At 63.6% G+C, this 21,481-nt stretch carries 25 protein-coding genes and 1 pseudogene; 11 read left to right on the top strand and 15 right to left on the bottom strand.

What is annotated here, in order from left to right; translation table 11 throughout:
- The first annotated feature begins 15 nt into the window (after nucleotides 1-15).
- On the top strand, nucleotides 16-618 hold the full coding sequence (locus tag ACVJGD_RS04660) for a hypothetical protein (protein ID WP_456633261.1): 603 nt from the start codon (nucleotides 16-18) through the stop codon (nucleotides 616-618).
- Between the two features lie 65 nt (nucleotides 619-683).
- On the opposite strand, the gene ACVJGD_RS04655 is transcribed toward ACVJGD_RS04660, so the two are convergent.
- The 6 genes from ACVJGD_RS04655 to ACVJGD_RS04630 all read right to left on the bottom strand — a co-directional run bounded on the left by ACVJGD_RS04655 (nucleotide 684) and on the right by ACVJGD_RS04630 (nucleotide 4,614).
- A complete protein-coding gene (locus ACVJGD_RS04655; RefSeq protein WP_456633260.1) occupies nucleotides 684-1,010 on the bottom strand; it encodes a cupredoxin domain-containing protein in 327 nt (108 codons plus the stop codon).
- Nucleotides 1,011-1,035: 25 nt separating this feature from the next.
- Complete coding sequence (locus tag ACVJGD_RS04650; protein ID WP_456633259.1) at nucleotides 1,036-1,554, bottom strand: DUF4142 domain-containing protein; 519 nt, start codon at nucleotides 1,552-1,554, stop codon at nucleotides 1,036-1,038.
- Between the two features lie 94 nt (nucleotides 1,555-1,648).
- Nucleotides 1,649-2,338, bottom strand: coding sequence for an RNA polymerase sigma factor (locus ACVJGD_RS04645; RefSeq protein WP_456633258.1), 690 nt, complete (start codon nucleotides 2,336-2,338; stop codon nucleotides 1,649-1,651).
- 79 nt (nucleotides 2,339-2,417) lie between these two features.
- Nucleotides 2,418-2,789, bottom strand: coding sequence for an ArsC family reductase (locus ACVJGD_RS04640; RefSeq protein WP_456633257.1), 372 nt, complete (start codon nucleotides 2,787-2,789; stop codon nucleotides 2,418-2,420).
- Between the two features lie 247 nt (nucleotides 2,790-3,036).
- Nucleotides 3,037-3,540, bottom strand: coding sequence for a cytochrome P460 family protein (locus ACVJGD_RS04635; protein WP_456633256.1), 504 nt, complete (start codon nucleotides 3,538-3,540; stop codon nucleotides 3,037-3,039).
- A 27-nt stretch (nucleotides 3,541-3,567) separates the two neighbouring features.
- A complete protein-coding gene (locus tag ACVJGD_RS04630; protein ID WP_456633255.1) occupies nucleotides 3,568-4,614 on the bottom strand; it encodes an alpha/beta fold hydrolase in 1,047 nt (348 codons plus the stop codon).
- Between the two features lie 158 nt (nucleotides 4,615-4,772).
- Between ACVJGD_RS04630 and ACVJGD_RS04625 the strand changes: the two genes are divergently transcribed.
- Entirely contained in the window at nucleotides 4,773-6,314 is a 1,542-nt protein-coding gene (locus tag ACVJGD_RS04625; RefSeq protein WP_456633254.1) for a winged helix-turn-helix domain-containing tetratricopeptide repeat protein, read from the top strand.
- 22 nt (nucleotides 6,315-6,336) lie between these two features.
- Here the strand turns inward: ACVJGD_RS04625 and ACVJGD_RS04620 are convergent, their stop codons facing one another.
- The 5 genes from ACVJGD_RS04620 to ACVJGD_RS04600 form a co-directional block, all read right to left on the bottom strand.
- Nucleotides 6,337-6,762, bottom strand: coding sequence for a DUF1801 domain-containing protein (locus ACVJGD_RS04620; RefSeq protein ID WP_456633253.1), 426 nt, complete (start codon nucleotides 6,760-6,762; stop codon nucleotides 6,337-6,339).
- A 21-nt stretch (nucleotides 6,763-6,783) separates the two neighbouring features.
- Nucleotides 6,784-7,263 carry a DUF1801 domain-containing protein gene (locus ACVJGD_RS04615; RefSeq protein WP_456633252.1) on the bottom strand — a complete coding sequence of 160 codons (480 nt, stop codon included), beginning with the start codon at nucleotides 7,261-7,263 and terminating at the stop codon, nucleotides 6,784-6,786.
- Nucleotides 7,264-7,281: 18 nt separating this feature from the next.
- On the bottom strand, nucleotides 7,282-7,713 hold the full coding sequence (locus ACVJGD_RS04610; RefSeq protein ID WP_456633251.1) for an SRPBCC family protein: 432 nt from the start codon (nucleotides 7,711-7,713) through the stop codon (nucleotides 7,282-7,284).
- Entirely contained in the window at nucleotides 7,710-8,033 is a 324-nt protein-coding gene (locus ACVJGD_RS04605; protein WP_456633250.1) for an ArsR/SmtB family transcription factor, read from the bottom strand. The genes ACVJGD_RS04610 and ACVJGD_RS04605 overlap by 4 nt, the downstream gene beginning before the upstream one ends.
- A gap of 182 nt (nucleotides 8,034-8,215) precedes the next feature.
- Complete coding sequence (locus ACVJGD_RS04600) at nucleotides 8,216-9,538, bottom strand: dicarboxylate/amino acid:cation symporter (RefSeq protein ID WP_456633249.1); 1,323 nt, start codon at nucleotides 9,536-9,538, stop codon at nucleotides 8,216-8,218.
- 222 nt (nucleotides 9,539-9,760) lie between these two features.
- Here ACVJGD_RS04600 and ACVJGD_RS04595 point away from each other — a divergent pair, with 222 nt between their 5' ends.
- The 3 genes from ACVJGD_RS04595 (at nucleotide 9,761) to ACVJGD_RS04585 (ending at nucleotide 13,266) form a co-directional block, all read left to right on the top strand.
- Nucleotides 9,761-10,630: an SDR family oxidoreductase gene (locus tag ACVJGD_RS04595; protein WP_456633248.1), complete on the top strand. Its 870-nt coding sequence runs from the start codon at nucleotides 9,761-9,763 to the stop codon at nucleotides 10,628-10,630.
- Nucleotides 10,631-11,003: 373 nt separating this feature from the next.
- The gene (locus tag ACVJGD_RS04590) at nucleotides 11,004-12,410 is read left to right on the top strand and encodes an MFS transporter (protein ID WP_456633247.1); all 1,407 of its coding nucleotides are present in this window, start codon (nucleotides 11,004-11,006) and stop codon (nucleotides 12,408-12,410) included.
- 100 nt (nucleotides 12,411-12,510) lie between these two features.
- Nucleotides 12,511-13,266, top strand: coding sequence for a GntR family transcriptional regulator (locus ACVJGD_RS04585; protein WP_456633246.1), 756 nt, complete (start codon nucleotides 12,511-12,513; stop codon nucleotides 13,264-13,266).
- On the opposite strand, the gene ACVJGD_RS04580 is transcribed toward ACVJGD_RS04585, so the two are convergent.
- Together ACVJGD_RS04580 and ACVJGD_RS04575 are read right to left on the bottom strand one after the other, a co-directional pair.
- Nucleotides 13,267-14,376 carry a Zn-dependent alcohol dehydrogenase gene (locus tag ACVJGD_RS04580; protein ID WP_456633245.1) on the bottom strand — a complete coding sequence of 370 codons (1,110 nt, stop codon included), beginning with the start codon at nucleotides 14,374-14,376 and terminating at the stop codon, nucleotides 13,267-13,269.
- A 26-nt stretch (nucleotides 14,377-14,402) separates the two neighbouring features.
- On the bottom strand, nucleotides 14,403-14,726 hold the full coding sequence (locus ACVJGD_RS04575; protein WP_456633244.1) for a DUF6166 domain-containing protein: 324 nt from the start codon (nucleotides 14,724-14,726) through the stop codon (nucleotides 14,403-14,405).
- Nucleotides 14,727-14,897: 171 nt separating this feature from the next.
- On the opposite strand from ACVJGD_RS04575, the gene ACVJGD_RS04570 reads away from it, so the two are divergent.
- Genes ACVJGD_RS04570 through ACVJGD_RS04560 form a run of 3 tightly spaced genes read left to right on the top strand, consistent with a single transcriptional unit; the run spans nucleotide 14,898 to nucleotide 16,270 of the window.
- A complete protein-coding gene (locus ACVJGD_RS04570) occupies nucleotides 14,898-15,689 on the top strand; it encodes a sterol desaturase family protein (RefSeq protein WP_456633243.1) in 792 nt (263 codons plus the stop codon).
- 5 nt (nucleotides 15,690-15,694) lie between these two features.
- On the top strand, nucleotides 15,695-16,087 hold the full coding sequence (locus ACVJGD_RS04565; RefSeq protein ID WP_456633242.1) for a hypothetical protein: 393 nt from the start codon (nucleotides 15,695-15,697) through the stop codon (nucleotides 16,085-16,087).
- A gap of 12 nt (nucleotides 16,088-16,099) precedes the next feature.
- Entirely contained in the window at nucleotides 16,100-16,270 is a 171-nt protein-coding gene (locus ACVJGD_RS04560) for a hypothetical protein (protein WP_456633241.1), read from the top strand.
- 33 nt (nucleotides 16,271-16,303) lie between these two features.
- On the opposite strand, the gene ACVJGD_RS04555 is transcribed toward ACVJGD_RS04560, so the two are convergent.
- The gene (locus ACVJGD_RS04555) at nucleotides 16,304-16,969 is read right to left on the bottom strand and encodes a DUF429 domain-containing protein (RefSeq protein ID WP_456640164.1); all 666 of its coding nucleotides are present in this window, start codon (nucleotides 16,967-16,969) and stop codon (nucleotides 16,304-16,306) included.
- 147 nt (nucleotides 16,970-17,116) lie between these two features.
- On the opposite strand from ACVJGD_RS04555, the gene ACVJGD_RS04550 reads away from it, so the two are divergent.
- Nucleotides 17,117-18,004 carry a LysR family transcriptional regulator gene (locus tag ACVJGD_RS04550; protein ID WP_456633240.1) on the top strand — a complete coding sequence of 296 codons (888 nt, stop codon included), beginning with the start codon at nucleotides 17,117-17,119 and terminating at the stop codon, nucleotides 18,002-18,004.
- A gap of 138 nt (nucleotides 18,005-18,142) precedes the next feature.
- On the top strand, nucleotides 18,143-19,648 hold the full coding sequence (locus tag ACVJGD_RS04545; RefSeq protein ID WP_456633239.1) for an FAD-binding protein: 1,506 nt from the start codon (nucleotides 18,143-18,145) through the stop codon (nucleotides 19,646-19,648).
- Here ACVJGD_RS04545 and ACVJGD_RS04540 read toward each other — a convergent pair.
- A pseudogene (locus ACVJGD_RS04540) lies at nucleotides 19,613-20,570 on the bottom strand (LysR family transcriptional regulator). The gene ACVJGD_RS04545 and the pseudogene ACVJGD_RS04540 sit on opposite strands and share 36 nt — an antisense overlap.
- 91 nt (nucleotides 20,571-20,661) lie before the next feature.
- Between ACVJGD_RS04540 and ACVJGD_RS04535 the strand changes: the two are divergent.
- The gene (locus tag ACVJGD_RS04535; protein WP_456633238.1) at nucleotides 20,662-21,453 is read left to right on the top strand and encodes an NAD(P)H-dependent oxidoreductase; all 792 of its coding nucleotides are present in this window, start codon (nucleotides 20,662-20,664) and stop codon (nucleotides 21,451-21,453) included.
- Nucleotides 21,454-21,481 lie beyond the last annotated feature (28 nt).

Raw genomic sequence — 21,481 nt, 5'->3', positions numbered from 1 at the left:
GACGGATTTTCGACCTTGGAATTTGAGAGCGCCAATTCATCGATCGTGAAATCGATCCGGCAGCGCGATCTGCTGAACGCCTGGCTCAGGCTGTATGCCCGTGGCCAATCGACGCCGCGCGTCGATGAGTACGAGCCGGAGCGACTGGATGATGAGAGGCTCGACCTCGTCCACTATACGGTCGAGGCCGAACGTCAGCCGCCGCGATTGACGATCCGGAGCGAGGGCACTCGGATGGCGCACGCCTACGGCCACACCGGAAAGGGCCGCGCTCTCGACGACTATCTGGGCCCGCACCTCGCGCCGATCGTGATGCCGGTCTACTACGCGTGCATCGCGCGCAGCCTGCCGGTCTACACGATCGCCGATATCGACGACGTCGATGGACGGCTGGTGGCCTATGAGCGGCTGCTTCTGCCGTTCGGCGAGGATGGCCAGGTCACCTGCATCATCGCCTCGTTGAAAACGATCTGCGAGGACGGCCATTTCGAAATCAAGAACCTGATGCGCGGCGCCGACAAGCTGCCGGCGCCAAAGCTGCGCGCGGTCATCGATCGCGATCTCTTCCATCGCATCCCCAGCCGCATCGCAGCCCCCGACGTGCTCGAATTCGAATAGCCCGTCCATGGAATTCAGGAGCGCCGCCCCCTCGGTGGGCTAAAGCCACCGCTCCTCCGACGATATCACGGCTCACCATCAATCTTGAGCATCGCCTTCATGTTGGGATGGAAGCGGCAGTAATAGTCGACGGTGCCGGCCTTCTTCAGGACGTAAGTCACCGTCTTATTCGGCGGCATCATCACGTCGAAATCGCCGTTCTGCGCGGTTGCGGTGTGCGCGATCACGTCCTTGTTCACCCATGCGATGGTGTCGCCGACCTTGGCCGTAGCCTCGGCCGGCGAGATCACCAGATTCTCCATCACGATCGTGATCGTCGCCGCATGTGCCGGGACAGCCATTGCCCCAAGGGAAAGCACGCCGGCAATCAGACGAAGGCGCCTGGGCTGCATGGAGAGTCCCTCTACTCCAGACTGATTACTTCAAGCCTGCGGCGACATGCTCGGCATGCTGCTCGTGGCCCTGAAACATCTTCAGGCCGGTCTGCAGCAGGCCCTTCAGCTCGGCGTTGCTGGCCGAGGGGATCAGCTTCGTTTCCAGCGCGCTGTTGACGGTCTTGTGATAGGCGACCTCGTTGGCGACATAGGCCTTGTCGAAGGCGGCGCCCTTGAGCTTACCGAGCTCGGCGAGTTTGTCGGACGCCTGCTTCGACAACGTTTTGCTGGTGTCGTTATCTTCGGGCGTGACGTTGAGTTTCTTGACGAGGTCGAGCGCCTGTTTGTTCACGGCCTCATGGTCGCGCATCATGTCTTCCGCGAACGCCTTGACGTCCTTGTTGCTGGCCTTCGTCAGCGCCTGCTTGGCCGCCGCGATATCGATATTGCCGGCGGTGTACGCGATGTGGGCGATCTGTGGATCGGTGAGCTTGCTCTCGGCAAGCGCTGGGCTGCTTAACAACATCACCGCGGCGACCGCCGCTGCCAATTGAGCTGACATGATTGACCTCCTGTGGCGCCGCGGGTTCCCGACGGCGCATCTCGTTTGCACAGGAGTTGGATGGCGATCGGCGGGTCGAGGTTCCCGGAATTCTTCAGATGTGGTCGAGCCGTTTCAGCACCGCTTCGGTCAGCCGGTCGCAGCGGCGGCCGGCGAACGGGAACACCTCCATGATGACCGGACCAATCTTCTTCTCGACATTGTCGCGCAGCATGGCGCGGGCGCGGTGCAGCCGCGTCTTCACTGTCTCGGGCTTCAGGTCAAGAAGTTCAGCCGTCTCATCGACATTCATGCCCTCGATTACGCGCGTGATGAAGACGAGGCGAAATGGCTCCGGCAGTTCGTCGATCGCGGCCTCGACAACTCTGTGGATTTCGCGCTGGGCCATGGATTTTTCGGGATCGTCTGCAGTGGACATCAGGGGAAACTGGATGATTTGGGCTTCCAGCGCGCCTTGCGGCAGTGACGAAATCTCAACGCCGGGCCGCTCCCGGCGTAGCCGTCCGAGTGCCTCGTTGATCGCGATCCGCGACAGCCAGGTTGAAAGGCTGGACTCGCCGCGGAAATCGACAAGATGCGTGAAGGCCCGGACATAGGTTTCCTGCACGACGTCCTCGGCCTCGCTGTCGTTGCACAGGATGCCGCGCGCCAGCCGATAAAGTCGGCGGTTGTTGGCCTTGATGATGGCGCGAACGGCTGCCTCGTCGCGGGCCAATGCGCGCTTGACCAGTTCGGCGTCGCCGGCCGCAGCCGGCGCGGTTTTGGATGTGGAAGCCCCTTGCATGGCGTTCTCGGCCTTATCTAGCAGATACAAGAGTTAGATGCGGCTGAGGCGCGGAGGTTCCCGGAAATCGACCTGCGCCCTAGCCCTTGCGGCCGCGCGATTTCACTTCCTTGGCGTAGATGTCTTCCTTGAAGCCAACCAGGAGTTTGCCGCCGAGATCGAGCACCGGCCGCTTGATCATCGACGGCTGCGCCGCCATCAGCGCCAGCGCTTTACGCTCATTCAGGCCTTCCTTGTCGGCGTCGGGCAATTTCTTGAAGGTGGTGCCGGCGCGGTTGAGCAGCGTTTCCCAGCCGACCTCGTCGCTCCATTGCTTGAGCTTGTCCTTGGCGATGCCGGCCGCCTTGTAGTCGTGGAAATCATAGGCGACGCCATGGCCGTCGAGCCAGGCGCGCGCCTTCTTCATGGTGTCGCAGTTCTTGATGCCGTAGATGGTGATGCTCACAGCCATTTCCTCGCATGCGTTGCCGCGAGAAACTAGCTTCGCAACGGCTGTTGCGCCAGATTAGGCATCACGCCTCCTGTGAATTCCTTGGAAGTAAATGGCTTCTCCGCTGTCATCGTCCGCGACGGCGGACGATCCAGTATTCCGAGGCGGCAGTGCTTGAGCCGAGAAGCCGCGGGATACTGGATGCCCCGCATTCGCGGAGCATGACGGCGGAGTGTGGGTGTGCGTTCGCATTCTCGCGGCGGCGTCCTCAGCGTCCGTATCGGGTGAAGACGAAATCGTGATCTTTCGCGTGGGCTTCGTGGCAGGCGAAGCAGGTCCTGTGCTGGGCCTCGTCAACCGGCTTGCCATCGATGAACCGACCAAAGCCCCAGCCGCCGGTCGTGGCGTATTTGGCGGAGTCCTTGACCATGACCTGAACGGTGGTGGGAGAGCCGGTGATAAAGGCGCCATCGAGACCTTCGACCGGAACATGCTTCCAGGCGAGCTTGACGAAGACGGTGCCGTCCGGAAACGGCAGCGTGCCGCTCTGACTGGCCTTGATCGCCGTGGCATTGCCAAGGACGCCCCGGAGTTCTTCGAGGGCGACCTCCTGCCCGACGGCGATCAGCTTCCAGTCGCGATAGCCTTCGGGAATCTTGACGCCGAAGATCGGCGACGCTCCATCGTCGGCAAGGCTCGCGGCGAACGGCGCGGCAGTTGCAGCGCACGTCACCATCAGGGCCGCGAGGGCCCATTTCAGATTCTGTCGCATCAGTTTGATACCCGTGCTTCTGTTCGATCAGCCGTTGTCGACATCGATCACGGCCTGCGCAAAGGCCTGCGGGGCCTCCTGCGGCAGATTGTGGCCGATGCCGCCGGTGATGAGACGGTGCTCGTACTTGCCGGAGAATTTCTTGGCGTAGGCGCTCGGTTCGGGATGCGGCGCGCCGTTGGCGTCGCCCTCCATGGTGATGGTCGGCACGGTGATAACAGGGAATGTCGCGAGCTTCTTCTCCAGATCGTCGTATTTGGCTTCGCCTTCGGCCAGCCCTAGCCGCCAGCGATAGTTATGGATGACGATGCGGACGTGATCGGGATTGTCGAAGGCGCTCGCACTGCGCTCGAACGTTGCGTCATCAAAATTCCACTTCGGCGAAGCGAGCTGCCAGATCAGCCGGGCGAAGTCGTGCCGGTACTTGTCATAGCCTTGCTGGCCGCGCTCGGTGGCGAAATAGAACTGATACCACCACTGCAGCTCGGCCTTCGGCGGCAGCGGCATCTTGCCGGCCGCCTGGCTGCCGATCAGGTAGCCGCTGACGGAGACCATCGCCCTGCAGCGCTCCGGCCACAGCGCGGCGATGACGTTCGCCGTGCGGGCGCCCCAGTCGTAGCCGGCAAGCGTCGCCTTCTCGATCTTCAGCGCATCCATCAATGCGACGATGTCGATCGCGAGCGCCGCCGGCTCGCCGTTTCGCAACGTCGCGTCAGAGAGGAAATGCGTGGTGCCATAACCGCGCAGGTAAGGGATGATCACGCGATAGCCGGCGGACGCCAGTTGCGGCGCGACGTCGGCATAGCTGTAGATGTCGTAGGGCCAGCCGTGCAGGAGGATCACCGCCGGACCAGTCGCGGGTCCTGCCTCGGCATAACCGACATTGAGGAGGCCGGCGTCGATCTGTTTCAACGGGCCGAACGACGTATTCGCGCCCGGCCGCACAGCGGGCAGCGTCGCCTTCTTGGCGCCCTGCGCATGGGTCGGTCCGATCAGGCCGAACTGGGCGGCGGCGAAGGTTCCGGCGGCAACGCCGAAGAAGCGGCGGCGGCTCTGATTGATATCGTGGGACATGGGGATCTCCGGTTCGTACTGGCGACCTATTGCCCCCTCCCGGCTATGGCCGCTTGGAGATTAGTTGGATTTATCCTTCAGACGGCTTTGATTTTTGCGCGAGATGCCTTGTGCTAGGTTCGCGGCGACTATTGGCACAGCCCGGCGGACCCGCGAATTTGCTCTATCATTTCAACGACTTCGTTCTGGATACCGAGCGCCGCGAGTTGCGCCGGGGCGACGGCCTCGTCGCCGTCGAGCCGCAGGTGTTCGATCTTCTCGAATTCCTGATCCGATCACGCGACCGTGTCGTCAGCCGCGACGACCTGTTGGCAGCCGTCTGGCGCGGGCGCATCGTCTCGGAAGCGACGCTGAGCAGCCGGCTGAACGCCGCACGCGCGGCGATCGGCGACAATGGCGACGAGCAGCGGTTGATCCGTACGCTCCCGCGCAAGGGCATTCGTTTCGTCGGCGAGGTCCGCGAGCAAGCGGCCGATGAAAGCACGAGTCTGCCCGTTGCCGCCTTCGAAGGCCCGTCGATCGCGGTGCTGCCGTTCACCAATATGAGCGGCGATCCCGAGCAGGAGTATTTTGCCGACGGGGTCGCCGAGGACATCATCACGGCGCTGTCGCGCTGCAGCGGACTCTCCGTGATCGCGCGAAACTCCTCCTTCACCTACAAGGGCAAGGCGGTCGATATCCGCCAGGTCGGCCGCGAGCTCGGCGTCGGCTATGTGCTGGAAGGCAGCGTTCGCCGCGGCGGCGATCGGTTGCGGATCAGCGGCCAGCTCATCGATGCGACCTCAGCCGCCCATCTCTGGGTCGACCGCTTCGACGGTGACGCGAGCGAGGTCTTCGACCTGCAGGACCGCATCACCGAAAGCGTGGTGGCCGCGATCGAGCCGACGCTGCATCTCGCCGAAGCCGAGCGCCGCCGGTCCTCTCCGCCGAGCCAGCTCGACGCCTACGACCTGCTGCTGCGCGCCTACAGTCTGCGTTACGAGTTCACCGCCGAGAGTATTGCGGCGGCGATCCGTTGCCTCGACCAGGCGCTGGCGATCGATCCCGCCTACGCGCCGGCGATGGCGGCTTCCGCCTATTGCCATGCGCTGCGCCATTTCCAGGGCTGGATCGGGCCGGACGAGGACTATCGCAGCAAGGCCGTCGCGCAGGCCTGGCGCGCGGTCGAGCTCGCGCCGAACGATGCGCAGGTGCTGTGGATGGCGGCATTCGCGATCTGGAACATGGCCGATGAAATCGAGCCGGCGCGCGAATTGTTCAGCCGCTCGCTTGCGATCAATCCGAACTCGGCGATGGCGCTGACACTCGGCGGCTGGATCGAGGCGATGCGCGGCAATCAGGGCGCCGGCCGCACCATGATCGAGCGGGCGCAGCGGCTCAATCCGCGCGACCCGCGCGGCTGGTTCGCCTCCGGAGCGCTCGCCATCTGCGCCGTCATGGACGAGAATTTCGCTGAGGCGATTGTCTGGGCGGAGAAGGCGCTGGCGCAGAACCGCCGCTTCGCGGTGGCGCTGCGCGTCCTCACCGTCGCGCTGGTGAAGACCGGCGAGCGCGACCGCGCGGCGCAGGTCGCACGCGAATTGCTGAAGGTCGAGCCGGACTTTTCGATCAGGGGCTTCCTGGCGCGAATTCCCTTCCCGGTCGAGCCCATGGCGCGGACCTATGCCGAAGCGCTGCGCGCGGCCGGCGTGCCGGAATGACTCGTCTTCGCTGTTACACGCCTCAAGCGCTCTTTGCTTTCTTAGAGCGGTTCAATGCCACGGCGGCGCGGATGAGCGCCTTCAACGCCGCTTCATCGATCTTGTCGCCCTCATGGAAATCGATCGCACGCCTGGTGTTGCCTTCGAGGCTGGAGTTGAACAGGCCTGAAGGGTCCTCCAATGAAGCACCCTTGGCGAAGGTCATCTTCACGACACTCTTGTAGGTCTCGCCAGTGCAGATGATTCCACCGTGCTCCCACACCGGAACCCCTCTCCACTTCCACTCCTCGACCACTTCAGGGTCGGCCTGCTTGATGAGATTTCGGAGCCGAGAGAGCGTCTCGCTCCGCCAATCGCCCAGCTCCTTGATTCTTGCGTCTATCAGGCGAGAGGGAGAGTCTCCTTCCTTCGAGCCGCGCGTCTTCATGGTTGTCGTCGCGTTCTTCATGGTTGTGCTCACACCGGCCGCTCACATTCGTTCGCCAGGCAATTCGCTGGCTTGCTTCACCCAGGCGGCGAACTGAGCTTCATCAAGTTCGTCGTCCTCGTGAATGTCGAGGTAGCGCGTATCCTTGCTCTTGGACTCGCCGGGCGGAACAGGACGCAGCGACCTCCCGCGGAAGAAAGCAACCTTGACGTACTTCGTGAAGCAATGGACGCCGAGGAACCAGCCCTCGCCCTCGACGCCGTAGAGCGGCGAGTTCCATTTGACTGCCTTGCGCACGCCGGGGACGGTACGCACGATCAGCGCATCGAGGCGTCGTCCGACGTTGCTTTTCCAGCCCGGCATGGCCGCGATGTAGGCCTGCACGGGGGCGTCGCCGTCCCCCTTCACGATCTGAGGGTTGCCGCCTGAGAGGAGGGTCGGCTTGGCCGTTTTCGCCGCAACCCGCTTGGCGGCCGCCTTCTTCGCGGCCTTCGTTGACTTTAAGGACGTCTTGTTGGCCATTGCGTTCACCTGCAGACCTCAATCTGTCCGCGCCAAGACCTGTTCCAGATTCGCAAAGAATTGCTGCCAGCCGGCGTGGGCGCCACCATAGGCCTGCTTCTGATCCGGCCGGAAGCCTGACTGCTCCATGCGCAAATGGGTCCCCGTGCTCGTTGGCGTGAGCGTGAAGGTCACCACGCTCTTCAGATTGAAGGCTGCATCGTCGTGCGCAAAATTCCAAGTGTAGGACAGCGCCTTGTTCGGCTCGATCGCGAGGACCTCGCAGTCCAGCACGCCGCCCCATTCGCCGCGAAGATTGAAACGGTGACCTACGACAGCCTTGAAGTCGTTCTTCATGAGCCACTCCTCGATCAGGTGCGGTTGGGTGAGCGCGCGCCAGATTTTTTCCGGCGGATGAGGTATCTCACGTTCGACAACGACGGAGCGCGTTTCGGTCGCAGTGTTGGTCATTGGTCCATCCTTTTCAGCAGATCCTCGAGGTGGTCGAACCGGCTTTGCCAGAAGCCGGCCATTTGGCTGGTCCAGTCGATCAGCGGAGCCAACGCGCCGAGCTGCGCGCTGTAGTGCGTCTGGCGCCCTTCGTGGCGGTCGCGTACGAGCCCGGCCAGCTTCAGAACGCCAAGATGCTTGGAGACGGCCGGTTGCGAGACCCCGGCCAGAGCCGTCAGTGCCCCGACCGTCTGCTCTCCGTCGCGGCACAATCGCTCGAAGATGGCCCGCCGGGTTGGATCGGCAAGCGCCCTGAAGAGCTCATCGTGAACGTTCGGCATTGAGATCGATAACCCGCTGGCTATTGATTGATGTATAACCAGCGAGATATGCGTCCGTCAAGCGGACAAATGGCGGACGGCAGGATGATGACGGTCCGAGCAGCCGGTCGCGCGGAGCGCCACTCCCTGCATATCCCGTTAGTTATGTATGTCGCTCGACCGGACGTGGCTGCGGCGTCGCCTCAAGAGCCTCCGCCCGGCTCGAGCGCCTCGCCGAGTTCGAGAGGGTTTGCCATGGTCTCGTGCAGCTTCGCCTTGTCGAGTTCGCCCTCCGAAAGACTGATGACGACACAGGCGACGCCGTTGCCGATCAGGTTGGTGAGCGCGCGGCATTCGCTCATGAACTTGTCGATGCCGACGAGGATGGCGAGCGACTGGATCGGGATGTCAGGCACGATGGACAGCGTCGCCGCCAGCGTGATGAACCCAGCCCCCGTGACGCCCGATGCCCCCTTCGAGGTGATCATGGCGATGCCCAGAATGCCGAGCTCCTGCCAGATCGTCAGAGGCGTGTTGGTGGCCTGTGCCAGGAACAGCGTCGCCAGCGTCATGTAGATGTTGGTGCCGTCGAGATTGAAGCTGTAGCCGGTCGGGATGACGAGGCCGACCACCGAGCGCGAGGCGCCGAGATGCTCCATCTTCTGGATCATCTGCGGCAGCACCGTCTCCGACGACGAGGTGCCGAGCACGATCAACAGCTCGTCCTTGATGTAGCCGATGAAGCGGATGATCGAGAATCCCGCGAGCCGGGCGATCGAGCCGAGCACGATCAGGATGAACAGCGCACTGGTCAAATAGAAGGTGCCGATCAGCGCCGCGAGATTCCACAGCGAGCCGAGCCCGTAGGCGCCGACGGTGAACGCCATCGCGCCGAACGCACCGAGCGGCGCGACGCGCACGATGATGCGGATCACGCCGAAGAAAACTTTGGCGGCCTGGTCGATCGCGTATGCAATCGGCTCGCCCGCCCTGCCCATGAACGCGATGGCAAAGCCGGACAGAATCGAGATCAGGAGAACCTGCAGGAGGTCGCCGCGCGCCAGCGCGCCGAAGAAGCTATCGGGAATGATCGCCATCAGATGGGCGACGATCCCCTCCTCTTTCGCTTTGGTCACATAGGTCGCGACCGAATTGGGATCGATCGAGCCTGCGTCGATGTTGAAGCCGCTGCCGGGCTGCAGGGTCCTGCCGACGATCAGGCCGACCGCCAGCGCCACCGTGGAGACGGTCTCGAAATAGATCAACGCCTTCAGGCCGACGCGGCCGACGCGCTTGAGGTCGCCCATCGAGGAGATGCCGTGCACCACGGTGCAGAAGATCACCGGCGCGATCATCATCTTGATCAGCGCGATGAAGCCGTCGCCGAGCGGCTTCATCTCCTTGCCGAGAGTGGGATAGAAATGGCCGAGCAGGATGCCAAGCGCGATCGCGATCAGGACCTGGATGTAGAGGACCTTGTACCAGGGCTGATGATGGGCGGCGGGGCGGATCGCTTCTGCTGTCATGGGGACTCTGCGGATGGAGGGATCAGGGTGGCGCCATCATGGAATGAGGTGGCGCCGCGAACAATGCACGTTCCCGTTCATGGTGCTTTGCGGAATAGTCGACCCTAGCCCTGCTACCGTAGCATGTTGCGTGAGCGTAATCTTTCCAGAAAACCCGATGCTCACTTTTCCGGATCATGCTCTGGTGTACGGTTGGGCTTGGTGTGACGAGGGTCCTGGCAGATGGATAACAAGCAAACCTCCGTAATAGCCGGCCCGAGCGACGACGAGCTCGCGCGACATCCGACCGTGTTTGCAGCCGATGCGTTGCGGGACCATGTCGTGGTGATCTCCGGCGGTGCCGGCGGCATCGGGCGCGCTATCGCCTTCCTGTTCGCTCGGCTCGGCGCGCATGTCGCTCTCGTCGGCCGCAACAAGGAAAGGCTCGACGCGCTCGCTGTGCAACTGGCCGACCGTCGTCTGAAAGCGTCCGCACATGTTGCCGACATCAGGGAGCCGGACGCGGTCGCTGCGCTCTTCGACGAGGTATGGGCCGCGCATGGTCGCGTCGATTGTCTCGTCAACAGCGCCGGCGGGCAGTTTCCACAAGCCGCGATCGACTTTTCGATCAAGGGCTGGAACGCCGTCATCAACACCAACCTCAACGGCACCTGGTACATGATGCAGGCTGCCGCCCGGCACTGGCGCGACCGGAAGGCGCGCGGCAGCATCGTCAACATCGTGGTCGTCACCACGCACGGGCTTCATGGCATCGCACACTCGATCGCCGCGCGCTCCGGCGTGATCGGCCTGTCGCGCGCGGTCGCCGTCGAATGGGCGCCGCTGAACATCCGCGTCAATTGCGTCGCGCCCGGCGCGATCGAGACCGAGGGCTGGAACGTCTATAGCGAACAAGCGCGCGCCGCCTATCCGCGCTCCAACCCGATGATGCGCGCCGGCTCGCCCTGGGACATCGCGGAAGCCTGCGCCTATCTCGCCGCCCCTTCGGGCAAATTCATCACCGGCGAGACGCTGACGGTCGACGGCGGCGGCCAGCTCTGGGGTGAGACATGGACGACCGGGAAGCCGGCGTATTTTCGCGGCGAGGAGTGAGTCGCGAGTCCCTCGCTAGTCCCAGGTCAAGCGCTGTCAGACCCTCATCCTGAGGAGCTTGCGTAGCAAGCGTCTCGAAGGATGAGGCCCCGCTGGTGGCCTCGGCCTTCGAGACGGCCGCTGCGCGGCCTCCTCAGGCTGAGGGGATAGACCTGAGTGCGCCGCTCTCTCAACCGTCATTGCGAGCGCAGCGAAGCAATCCATCTCTCCACGCGCGCGGAAGCCATGGATTGCTTCGCTTCGCTCGCAATGACGGGGTGAGCTCCCGTGAGCCCCCTCAAATCCCGCAAAATGCCCCGTTGCACGTCGCACGGATATCAGTAATATGTCAGATATATACAAAAAACATAAAATCATCTTGGGGAGGACGAACATGAGTAGCTTGACGACGGGCGGCTCCATCGGTCTCGCGCGACCGCTCTCTGAGGCCGCGACATCGACCGCACAGACATCCGCGATTGCTGCCCGCCTCGAGCGGTTGCCGCTCACCTCCTACCAGCGCGGAATCTTCGCCATCATCGCCACCGCCTGGTTCTTTGACAGCATGGACCTTGGGGCGCTCACCTTCGTGCTGGGCCCGATCAAGCAGAGCTTCGGCCTTTCGACGGCGGAAGCCGGCCTGCTTTCGAGCATGAGCTTCCTCGGCATGTTCATCGGCGCGGCGTCGGCGGGCATGCTGGCCGATCGTTTCGGCCGCACGCGCGTGTTCCAGGTCAGCATGATCTTCTGGGGCCTCGGCAGCATCCTGTGCGGACTTGCGCCTTCGGTGGAAACGCTGGCCGCCGCCCGCGTCCTGCTCGGATTCGGCATGGGCATGGAGTTCCCCGTCGCGCAATCGATGGTCTCGGAGATCATTCCCGCCAAGCAACGCGGCCGCTACATCGCCTTGCTCGAAGGGTTCTGGCCGCTCGGATTCATCGCCTCCGGCCTGTTGTGCTATGTCGTGCTCTCGTTCGCCGATTGGCGATGGGTATTCATCCTGCAGGGCATTCCGGCGATCTTCGTGCTGATCGTGCGCCGCTACGTGCCGGAATCGCCGCGCTGGCTTGCCGCCCACGGCGATGCCGCCGGCGCCGACCGGGTGATGTCGGAGATCGAGGCAAGGGTCTCGCAGCGGCTCAACGGCGCCGCGCTGCCGGCACCTGAGCCGCAATTCGTCGAGGTGCAGAGGACGCGCGGCCTCTCCACGCTGTTCGCACCGGGCTATGCGCGGCGAACGGTGATGCTGTGGAGCCTCTGGTTCTTCGCCCTGCTCGGCTTCTACGGCCTGACGACGTGGCTTGGCGCCCTGCTGCAGGCCAAGGGTTTTCCGGTGACCAAGTCGGTCTTCTACACGATCCTGATCTCGCTGGCGGGCATTCCGGGCTTCCTCACCGCGGCATGGCTGATCGAAAGACTGGGACGGAAGCCGACGCTGATCGGCGCACTGCTCGGCGCCGCCGTCGCCTGCTATTTCTACGGTGGAGCAACCAGCCAGACCCAACTGATCGTCGCAGGTCTCTGCATGCAGTTCTGCGCGTTCGGGATGTGGTCGGCGCTCTACGCCTACACGCCGGAACTCTATCCCACCCATGTGCGTGCGACGGGTACCGGCTTTGCGTCGGCGGTCGGGCGCATCGGCTCCCTGATCGGTCCCTCGCTGATCGGCTTCATCCTGCCGGTCGCCGGACAGTCCGGTGTATTCGCGCTGGGTGCCGGCGCCTTTGCTCTTGCGGCCCTTGTCGTGTTCACGCTGGGCGAGGAAACCAAAGGTCGAACGCTCGAAAGCATCTCGCATTGATCGAGAGCATCGCGGCTGAGCAGGCCGCGTGGACGCCCGATTGACCCTCGTCGTCACGCGTGAAATATCGTTGTGACGAGCAGAGGGAGAATCACCGCAGATGGCCGCGGACAGGCGAACCGGACGAGCCCGCACCACCAGGACCGCCAGGTCCAGGAAGAGCGAGCCGGGCTCGCGCGACGTGCCGCGCAGCGTCGACCTCGAACGCGACGAGCGCGATCAGGAGACGCTGACCGACCGCGCCTACCGGCAACTCGAGGAGTTGATCGTCACCCTCGCCTTGCCGCCCGAGACCATCCTGTCGGAACAGTCGCTGGCGGCGAAACTGGGCATCGGTCGCACCCCGATCCGGGAGGCGCTGCAGCGCCTGGCCCGCGACGGCCTCGTCGTCATCCTGCCGCGACGGGGCATCCTGGTGTCGCAGATCAACCTCAGGACGCAGATGCGTCTGCTCGAAGTGCGGCGCGAGCTCGAGCGGCTGATGGCCCGCGCTGCTGCGGAGCGCGCGACACCGGAGGAAATCGCTCAATTCACGACCATCGCCAGGGACATGCGCCGCGCCTCCGATGAAGCCGACGACATGACCTTCATGCGGCTCGATCGCGCCTTCAACGAACTGGTCAGCCAGGCCGCGAGAAACGAGTTCGCCTCCCGCGCCATGGGCCTGATGCACGGCCTGTCGCGACGCTTCTGGTATCAGCACTATCGGGAAGTCGGCGACCTGCCGCTGTCGGCGCGCCTGCATGCCGACGTCGCCGAGCGGATTGCCGCGCGCGATCCGGAAGAAGCGGCGAAAGCGTCCGATCGCCTGCTCGACTACATCGAAAGCTTCACCCGCAAGACGATTGAAACTTGATCACAACATAACGACGCTGCGGATCGCCGCGCCGCGTCGGAGCGCCTCGAAACCCTCGTTGACCTGTTCGAGCGAGATGCGGGCGGTGATCAGTTGATCCAGCTTGAGCCGGCCGTCGAGCGCGGCCTGCGCCAGCATCGGAAAGTCGCGCAGCGGCCGGGCGCCGCCATAGCTGGAGCGGCGGATGCGCTTTTCCTGCATCAACGAACCCCAGCGGAACGCGACGTCCTGCGTGACATCGACCTTGCCGAGCCAGATGATCTCGCCGCCCGGCCTCACCACCTCGCTCGTCATCCGAAAGGCGCGTGCACTGCCGGCCGATTCCAGAACGACATCAACGCCGCGACCGCCGGTCAATTGACGCGAGAGATCGATGACGTCCTCTCTGGCGGCATTGATCGCGTGCGTCGCCCCGAGATGTCTTGCCAGATCAAGCTTCTTGTCGTCGAGATCGACGGCAATGACGACGCCGGCACCGGCCATGCGCGCGCCCTGCACGGCTGCAAGACCCACCGCGCCGCATCCGATCACCATCGCGCTGTCGCCGTAATGGATGGACGCGACGTTGAGCGCGGCACCCACGCCGGTCATGACGCCGCAACCGATCAGGCAGGCTTGATCGAAGGGAAGCTCCCTCGGCACCACGATCGCCTGCTGCGCCGGCACGATGCGGTATTCAGCAAGGGCGCCGAGATACATCAGATGCTTGAGCTCGCGCCCGTCGCCCAGCCTGATACGGCTGCGTCCGTCGAATTGCACCGCGAGCGGTGCCTGTCCCAAATAGGATTCGCAGAGGATCGGCAGATCGCGATCGCAATAGAAGCAATGCCCGCAATGCGGATTCCAGGAGAGCACGACGTGGTCGCCGACGGCAACGCCACGCGCGTTCGCCCCGACCTGCTCGACGATGCCGGACGCTTCATGGCCGAGCAGGATCGGCATCGGATTGCGCAGGCTGCCTTCGATCACCTCGAGGTCGGTATGGCAAAGCCCCACCGCCTTGATGCGGACCAGGACGTCCTCGGGCGCGAGTTCGCCGGCCTCGACTGTCTCGATGACAAGCGGCGACTTCGGCGCGTGCAGGACCGCCGCCTTGTATTTGAGCCCCACGTCCAGATCTCCCGCCCTGCCCTGTTTCAGGATGCCGCCCGAACAGCAGCCTGATCTTTCCGCAACGCCGCCAGCGCCGCGTCGATGTCGGCCGAGCTCATTTCCCACTCATTGCCGAAATTGGCGACCACCGCCTTCATGAACGGCTCGACCAGCGCTTTTGCCGCGGCGGCGTCGTTCAAGTGCTCGGCAAGGATCGCCAGCGAGAGCTGTCGCGGCTCTTCCCCCTCATAGCTCCATTCAAAACCGTTCGCGGTGTAGCGGTGCAGGTCGAGGCGCTGATCGAGCGGCCGGCCATCCACCGTGACCACGACTCCGTCGATGGTGCGGTCTCCGCAAAAGCTTTTCATGCGTGGTTCCTCCCGACACCTCGGAGTTTAACATGATCTTTCCGGAAAACCGGTTTCCAGTTCTCCGGATCATGCCCCAGGCGTTAACCGCCATCTTGCAGCATTGATAGATTAGTGATATATCACGCGCAAAATCGAATGTCATCTCAGTTCGACATCGGGAGGTCAGCCATGGAACTCGCATCAACCGCCATGTCGGATCGCCAGCGCCGCTACCGTGAAACCTACCGGGAGCGGGTCGCCGGCTGGTACAATGGCTGGCTGCATGTCTTCATCATCTACGCGATCGGTTTTACCGCGCTCTATATCTATCTCGCCAATGTTCGCGACCTGCGCGCGTGGGAATTGCTCATCGTCCCCGTGACTTTTCTCGGTGCGAATTTCTTCGAGTGGTGGATCCACCGCTACGTGATGCACCGCCCCTCGCAGATCAAGGCGTTCCGCGCGATCTACAACCGCCACACCTTGATGCATCACCAGTTCTTCACCGATCAGGAGATGCGCTTCGCCGATCACCATGACTGGCGCGTGACCTTCTTCCCGCCCTACGCGCTCGCGACCTTCACCTTGATGTCGATCCCGCTCGCGATCGTGGCCGGCACGATCATCTCGGCCAATGTCGGATGGCTTCTGATCGCGACGACGACGTCAATGTACCTGATCTACGAGTTCATGCATTTCTGCTGCCATGTCGAGGAGAACTGGTTCGTCCGCAACGTGCCGATGGTGAACACGATCCGCCGTCACCACACCGCTCATCACGATCAATCGATCATGATGGAGCGCAACATGAACCTCACCTTCCCGGTCATGGACTGGCTGTTCGGCACATCGGACCTGGACCGGGGCCTGCTCGGTCATCTCTTCAACGGCTACGATACGCGCTTCGTCAAGCGCAACATGCGCAAGACCGCGCGCACGCCGCGGATCGATCCGGCCGTCAGCTCCGTGCCGGCGGAGTGACAGCCATGGCCGGCATCGAGCCGAACGGCCTCGCGTTGCCGCTATTCATGGCGGCCTTCGCGGCATGCTGCCTGAGCTTCTTCACGCTGGTCGGCATGTTTCCGCCCCACGCCAGGCCGCAATCGATCGCGGGCGCGTCCGGCGGGGCACTCGTCCTCGTCAATCTCGCGCTGCTGGTGATCCTGCTGGCGGGTGTGGCCTCGTTTGCGCACCAGATGCTGCGCTGGACCTCCGTCGTGGTGTTTGGCGGCCTGATCTTCCTTTTCATTCCCGCCGTGTTTCAGGTCATTCCCACCGCGTGGCGCGACAGTCGCAGCGGGCTTGCCGTCCTTGGCCTTATCCAGATCGCAGCGCTCGCACTGCTGCTCTCCCCGCTGCAGGGAATTACCGCCTCATAGAGGAGTGTGCCGATGCCCTTCCCGATCAAGACAGCCCTCTCGATCATCGTGCTGCTCGTCGCTTGCGCGGCCTATTTCTACCAGGACTCGATCGGGCAGCACGGCCCGAAGATCGCGATCCTGGTGCTCGCTCCGTTCATGGTGATCGCGATGTGGATCTTCCCGGAAGTGACGCGGAAGTGAGAGCGCCCACGCCTACAGAACAGGCTTGATGTTTTAGTAGTTGATCTCCATCCGCAAACCGCGAAGGTCGATCTCATCGCCGCCAAGACGCGCATTGCTGTCTCGCGCCGCCACAGCGCAGGCACAGGCATCGATCAAATCGTCACGTCCGATCCCGGTGCCGCGACGTTGCGCCAGCCAGCGTGAGAGTTTGACGAAACCCCGATCGGCCAACAATTTCAGACGCTGCTCGCGCCCTTGTTCGGACTTCTTGCCTTCCAGGCGGATTTGCTTGCCGAGATTTCGGAAGATCAGTTCCGGATGTGCCTCGCCGATAGTCGCCTGACGCTCCGGCGTGATGAAATCGTCGACCTCCCTGATCTTGTCCCTGATGTTCCAGAGCTGGCAGGACACGCCCATACCCGGACCTTCGTGCTGCCAATAGTACCGGTTTGCCGAAGCCTGGTCCGGAAACTCCCAAAGATTGCGCCGCGCGCCGAGAAACACGGAAGCGCCGACCAGCTCCCGGGCACGCAGGTCGCATGTCCGGTGCCCCTTCATCTTGAGGCCGATCGGCATATCGATCATGGCGCGCTTGTGCGTAGCCGCAACAACCCGATCGAGGTACGGCGAATAATCGAAGCCGTGGTTGCCCGCCTCGTCGATCCAGGCCACCACCCAGCCGCCGCGAAAGCCATCGAGACCGAGATAGCAGGACACGTCCGCTCCTTGTTTCTTCACATCATACGATGCAGAGCCTTGCTCGGCCAGCAACGCAGTCGCCACCTCGAAGCACCATTCCCTTGCGATCATCCTTCGATATCAGCACTATCCTCTCGCATTTCGAGAAAATGCGGAGGCGGATCGATGAAAGAAATCGAAGCCTTTCTGGCTGTTATCGAGACCGGCAGCCAGACGGCGGCGGCGCGCCGGCTCGGCCGTTCCGTGCAGGCCGTCAATCGTTCGCTGCTGGCGCTGGAACGTAATGTCGGGGTCGAACTTGTCAGGCGCACCACGCGGAAATCCTTCGCCACCGAAGCAGGCCTTGCGTTTTATCGGCGCGTCAAACCGGCGTTCTCCGAAATCAACGAGGCGCGCCTGGAAGCGGCGAGCCGGCGAGCCGAGCCGTCGGGGCTGCTCCGCGTCACCGCGCCGATCCTGTTCGGCTCGACCTTTGTCGCTCCCGCGCTTGCCGACTTCATCGCGCGTTATCCGCGCATCAAGGCCGACTTGCAGGGGTCCGACCGCCCGATCGATGTCGTCGGCGGCGGGTTCGATCTTGCGATCAGGATAAGGGATCTGCCGGACTCCTCTCTGAAGGCACGACGTCTCGGAGAGCTTCGCACGGTAGTCTACGCCGCGCCCGGCTATCTCGATCGCCATGGCCGCCCGCGCCATCCCGACGACCTCGCGCGCCACCAATGCATCCTGCACGGCGCGAGCGAAGGCGAGATGGAAGCGTGGCGGTTCCAGGTACGCGGCCGCATCAGGAATGTGCGTGTGGGCGGTTGCTTCCGCACCGACAACGTCGCGGCCGCCCATGCCGCCGCCTGCCATGGCCTTGGCATCGGCTACGGCCCGTTCTGGCAGATCGCCGAACCGTTCGATCGCGGTGCGCTGGAGATCCTGCTCGAAGAGTTCGAGGCCCCGCGGATTCCGATCCAGGCGGTGTTTCCGCCGAGCGGCATGCCGCCGGCGAAGACGCGGCTGTTCGCCGACCTGCTCGTGGAGCGACTGAAGCGCGAGCGCCTCTAACGCGGCCTGATTTTCTCGATTTTCGGAAAAGTCTATTCCGCTCGGCGTCGATTGTTTCCGACGCTCTGCGAACTCAACTTACGGGCGGCTCAGCGCTGAATTCGCCCTTGCCAGGCCTTTCAAATCGAGGAGCACGTCATGTCCCCCGACAGACGCACCCTGCTGCGTGCAGGTTTTGGCCTCACCGCGGCATTCGCTTCCGGTACTCACATGAACACACCAGCACAAGCCAATTCGAACGACGGACCGCAGCTCAAGGGCGAGCTCAGTCATGACAAGGCCGTTCGCGCCGCGGCAGCGGATGATTTCGGCCGGATCGTTCGCAAAGAGCCGCGCGCGGTGTTGAAGCCAGCCGAGAGCGATGACATCGCAACCTTGATGCGGTGGGCATCCGAGCGAGGATTGAAGGTTGCAGCGCGCGGCCAGGGCCATTCGACCTATGGCCGTTCGCTGACTGATGGCATCATCGTCGACATGCGCGGTTTCAATCGCATCGGCGAGGTCGAGACTGATCGCATCGTGGTCGAAGCCGGGGCGGCGTGGCAAAGCGTGCTCGATGCGACACTGGCGCGGGGGCTCACTCCGCCGGTGCTGACCAATTATCTCGGCCTGTCCGTCGGCGGCACGATCGCGATTGGCGGCATCGGCGGGACCTCGTCGCGACACGGTATGCAGGCCGACCATGTGCTCGAACTGAGTGTCGTGACGGGTGACGGCCGCGAGCTGACCTGTTCGCCGACCGAGAATCCGGATCTGTTCGATGCCGTCAGGGCCGGGCTCGGCCAATGCGGCATCATCACCCGCGCCAGCTTGCGCCTGGTCCGCGCGCCCGAACGGGTCCGCCGCTATCAGCTCTTTTATCGCGATCTGGCGTCACTGACCGCGGATCAGCGGCGCGTGTTGGCGGCGGGACGTTTCGACCAATTGCAGGGCGCGATCCTGCCCGATGGCAGCGGCGGCTGGCGCTACCAGCTCGATGGCGCGATCTTCTACAACCGCGACGCCGCGCCCGATGACGGCACTGCGCTGGTGGACCTCGCCGATGACCGCAGCAAGGCTGTTATCACCGACCTCGCCTATCGCGATGACGCGCTCGTTTTCGCCAAATTCGAGAGCCTATTGAGGTCGAAAGGCCAGTGGTCCATTGCGCAGCCCTGGCTGTTCACGTTCCTGCGCGGCAGCAATGCCGAACAGGTGGCGCGCGAGATCATGGGCGAACTGAGCAACGCGGATGTCGGGCCATTCGGACGGATCACCTATTACCCGATGCAAACGGAGGCGTTTCGCGCCCCGCTGGTGCGGTTGCCGGACGAAAGCGTCGTGTTTCCGTTCAACGTGGTCCGCATCCCGTCCGACACCGGCACCGCGTCAGTCGCGCGGATGGTTGCGGCGAACCGCGCACTCTATGATCGTATTCGCAAGGCAGGCGGTGTCCTCTATCCAGTCAGCGCCTTTCCGATGTCGCCAGACGATTGGCGCGAGCATTTCGGCCCGAGATGGCCGCTGCTGCGCGACGCCAGGCCAGGCGGCGCTACGATCCGCACAATCTGCTCACGCCCGGCTACAATTTGTTCCAGGGCCAGGCGTGATCGATTCGCAGCCACGGTGTCAGCCTTTCTGCTTGGGCCGTTTTCCGCCGCGTGAACGCGGCGATTCAATGCCCGGGATCGAGCCGATCTCGCTGGCGAGAAAATCGATCAGGAGCCTGACGCGCGCGATGCCCGCGCGCTCCGGCACGATCAGCATGTTCAGCGGCACGGGTAACGGCGAATAGCGCGGCAGGATCGCCGTCAGCCGCCCGGCTTTCAAGAGATCGTCCACCAGCCATCGATGCGCGGGCGCGATGCCGCGACCGGCGACCATTGCCTCGCGCGCGGCAAGGCCGTGATCGACGCGAAGCCGTCCGCCGAACGGCACCGCATGGCGCTCGCCGCGCGGCCCCTCCAGATCCAGCATGTCGCTGCCTGCGATGTTCGACATCCGGATGCCCTCGTGCCGCGCGAGATCCTTGGGCACGAACGGCGTACCCCTGCGCGGCGAGATAAGCGGGCGCGGCCACGAGCAGACGCCGGGATTGGCCGAGCGGGCGAAGTTTCATCGAGCTGTCGGTCAGCGGTCCAAGCCGCAATGCGATGTCGACGCCTTCGCGGACGAGGTCGACGCGCTCGTCGGTCAAGCTGAGGTCGATCGCGATGTCGGGATAGCGGTCCTGAAACGCGAAGATCAATCGGCTGACGTGCAGCACGCCGATCGCCGCCGTGCAGGAAATCCGGATCGTGCCGGCCGGCTGGCCGCGGGTGCCGCGCGCCTCGTCGCGGGCCTGCTCCACCAGCCGCAGGATCTGGACGCAGTTGGCGTAATAGCGGCGGCCCTCGTCCGTCATGGTGACGCGCCGCGTGGTGCGCGACAGCAAGGGCACGCCGACGGCCTCCTCAAGCTCGCGCAGGTGACGCGTAATGGTGGATTGGCCGACACCGAGCTCGCGCGCCACCGCCGACAGGCTGCCGCGCTCGGCGACGCGGACGAAGCTCCGCATCCGCTCCAGCGTGATATCAGACTTATCCATTATTCGGCACAATCGTATGCATTGCGGAGATGTAGTGGATCAGCGCGCAATCGTCTAGCTGAGGGTCAGTTTCCGCAGGGATTATCGACCGATGAACGTGCTGCTTGTTTTCGCCCACCCCGAACCGCGTTCGCTCAACCGCGCACTGCGCGATGTCGCCGTCGCCGAGCTGAAAGCCCAGGGCCATGACGTGCTGATATCGGACCTCTATGCGCAGGGCTGGAAATCGGAGATCGATCGTGCCGACTTCCCTGCGCTCGCAAAGGACGCGCGCCTTAAGGCCGGTGCGGCCTCCGGCGAAGCCTTCGCGGCGGGCACGCTGACCGATGACGTCAAGGCCGAACAGGAGAAACTGTTATGGGCCGACGTCCTGATCCTGCAGTTTCCGCTGTGGTGGTACACGATGCCTGCGATCCTGAAAGGCTGGGTCGACCGGGTCTACGCTTATGGTTTTGCCTATGGCGTCGGCGAGCACAGCGACAGGCACTGGGGCGACCGCTTCGGTGAAGGCACGTTCGCCGGCAAGCGTGCGATGCTGATCGTGACCACCGGCGGCTGGGAGGAGCACTACGCGCCTCGCGGCATCAATGGCCCGATCGACGACCTCCTGTTCCCGATCAATCACGGCATCCTCTATTACCCCGGCTACGACGTGCTGCCACCGTTCGTGGCCTACCGGGTCGACCGTCTCGACGAGAAAGGCTTCGATCTGATCGCCGATCGCCTGCGGATGCGGATGCAGACGCTGGCAACCACGCCGCCGATTCCGTATCGACAGCAGAACGGCGGCGACTATCTGCTCCCGAGCCTGCTCCTCCGGCCCGGGTTAGGTGAGTCTGACACGAGCGGATTTGCGCTGCACGTCGACGGCAAGTCGCAATAACGGCGGACGGACGCCGATCCTGGTTGCG

The organism is Bradyrhizobium sp. USDA 10063 (assembly GCF_054063735.1).
This window is presented reverse-complemented; position numbering and strand designations above follow the sequence as displayed.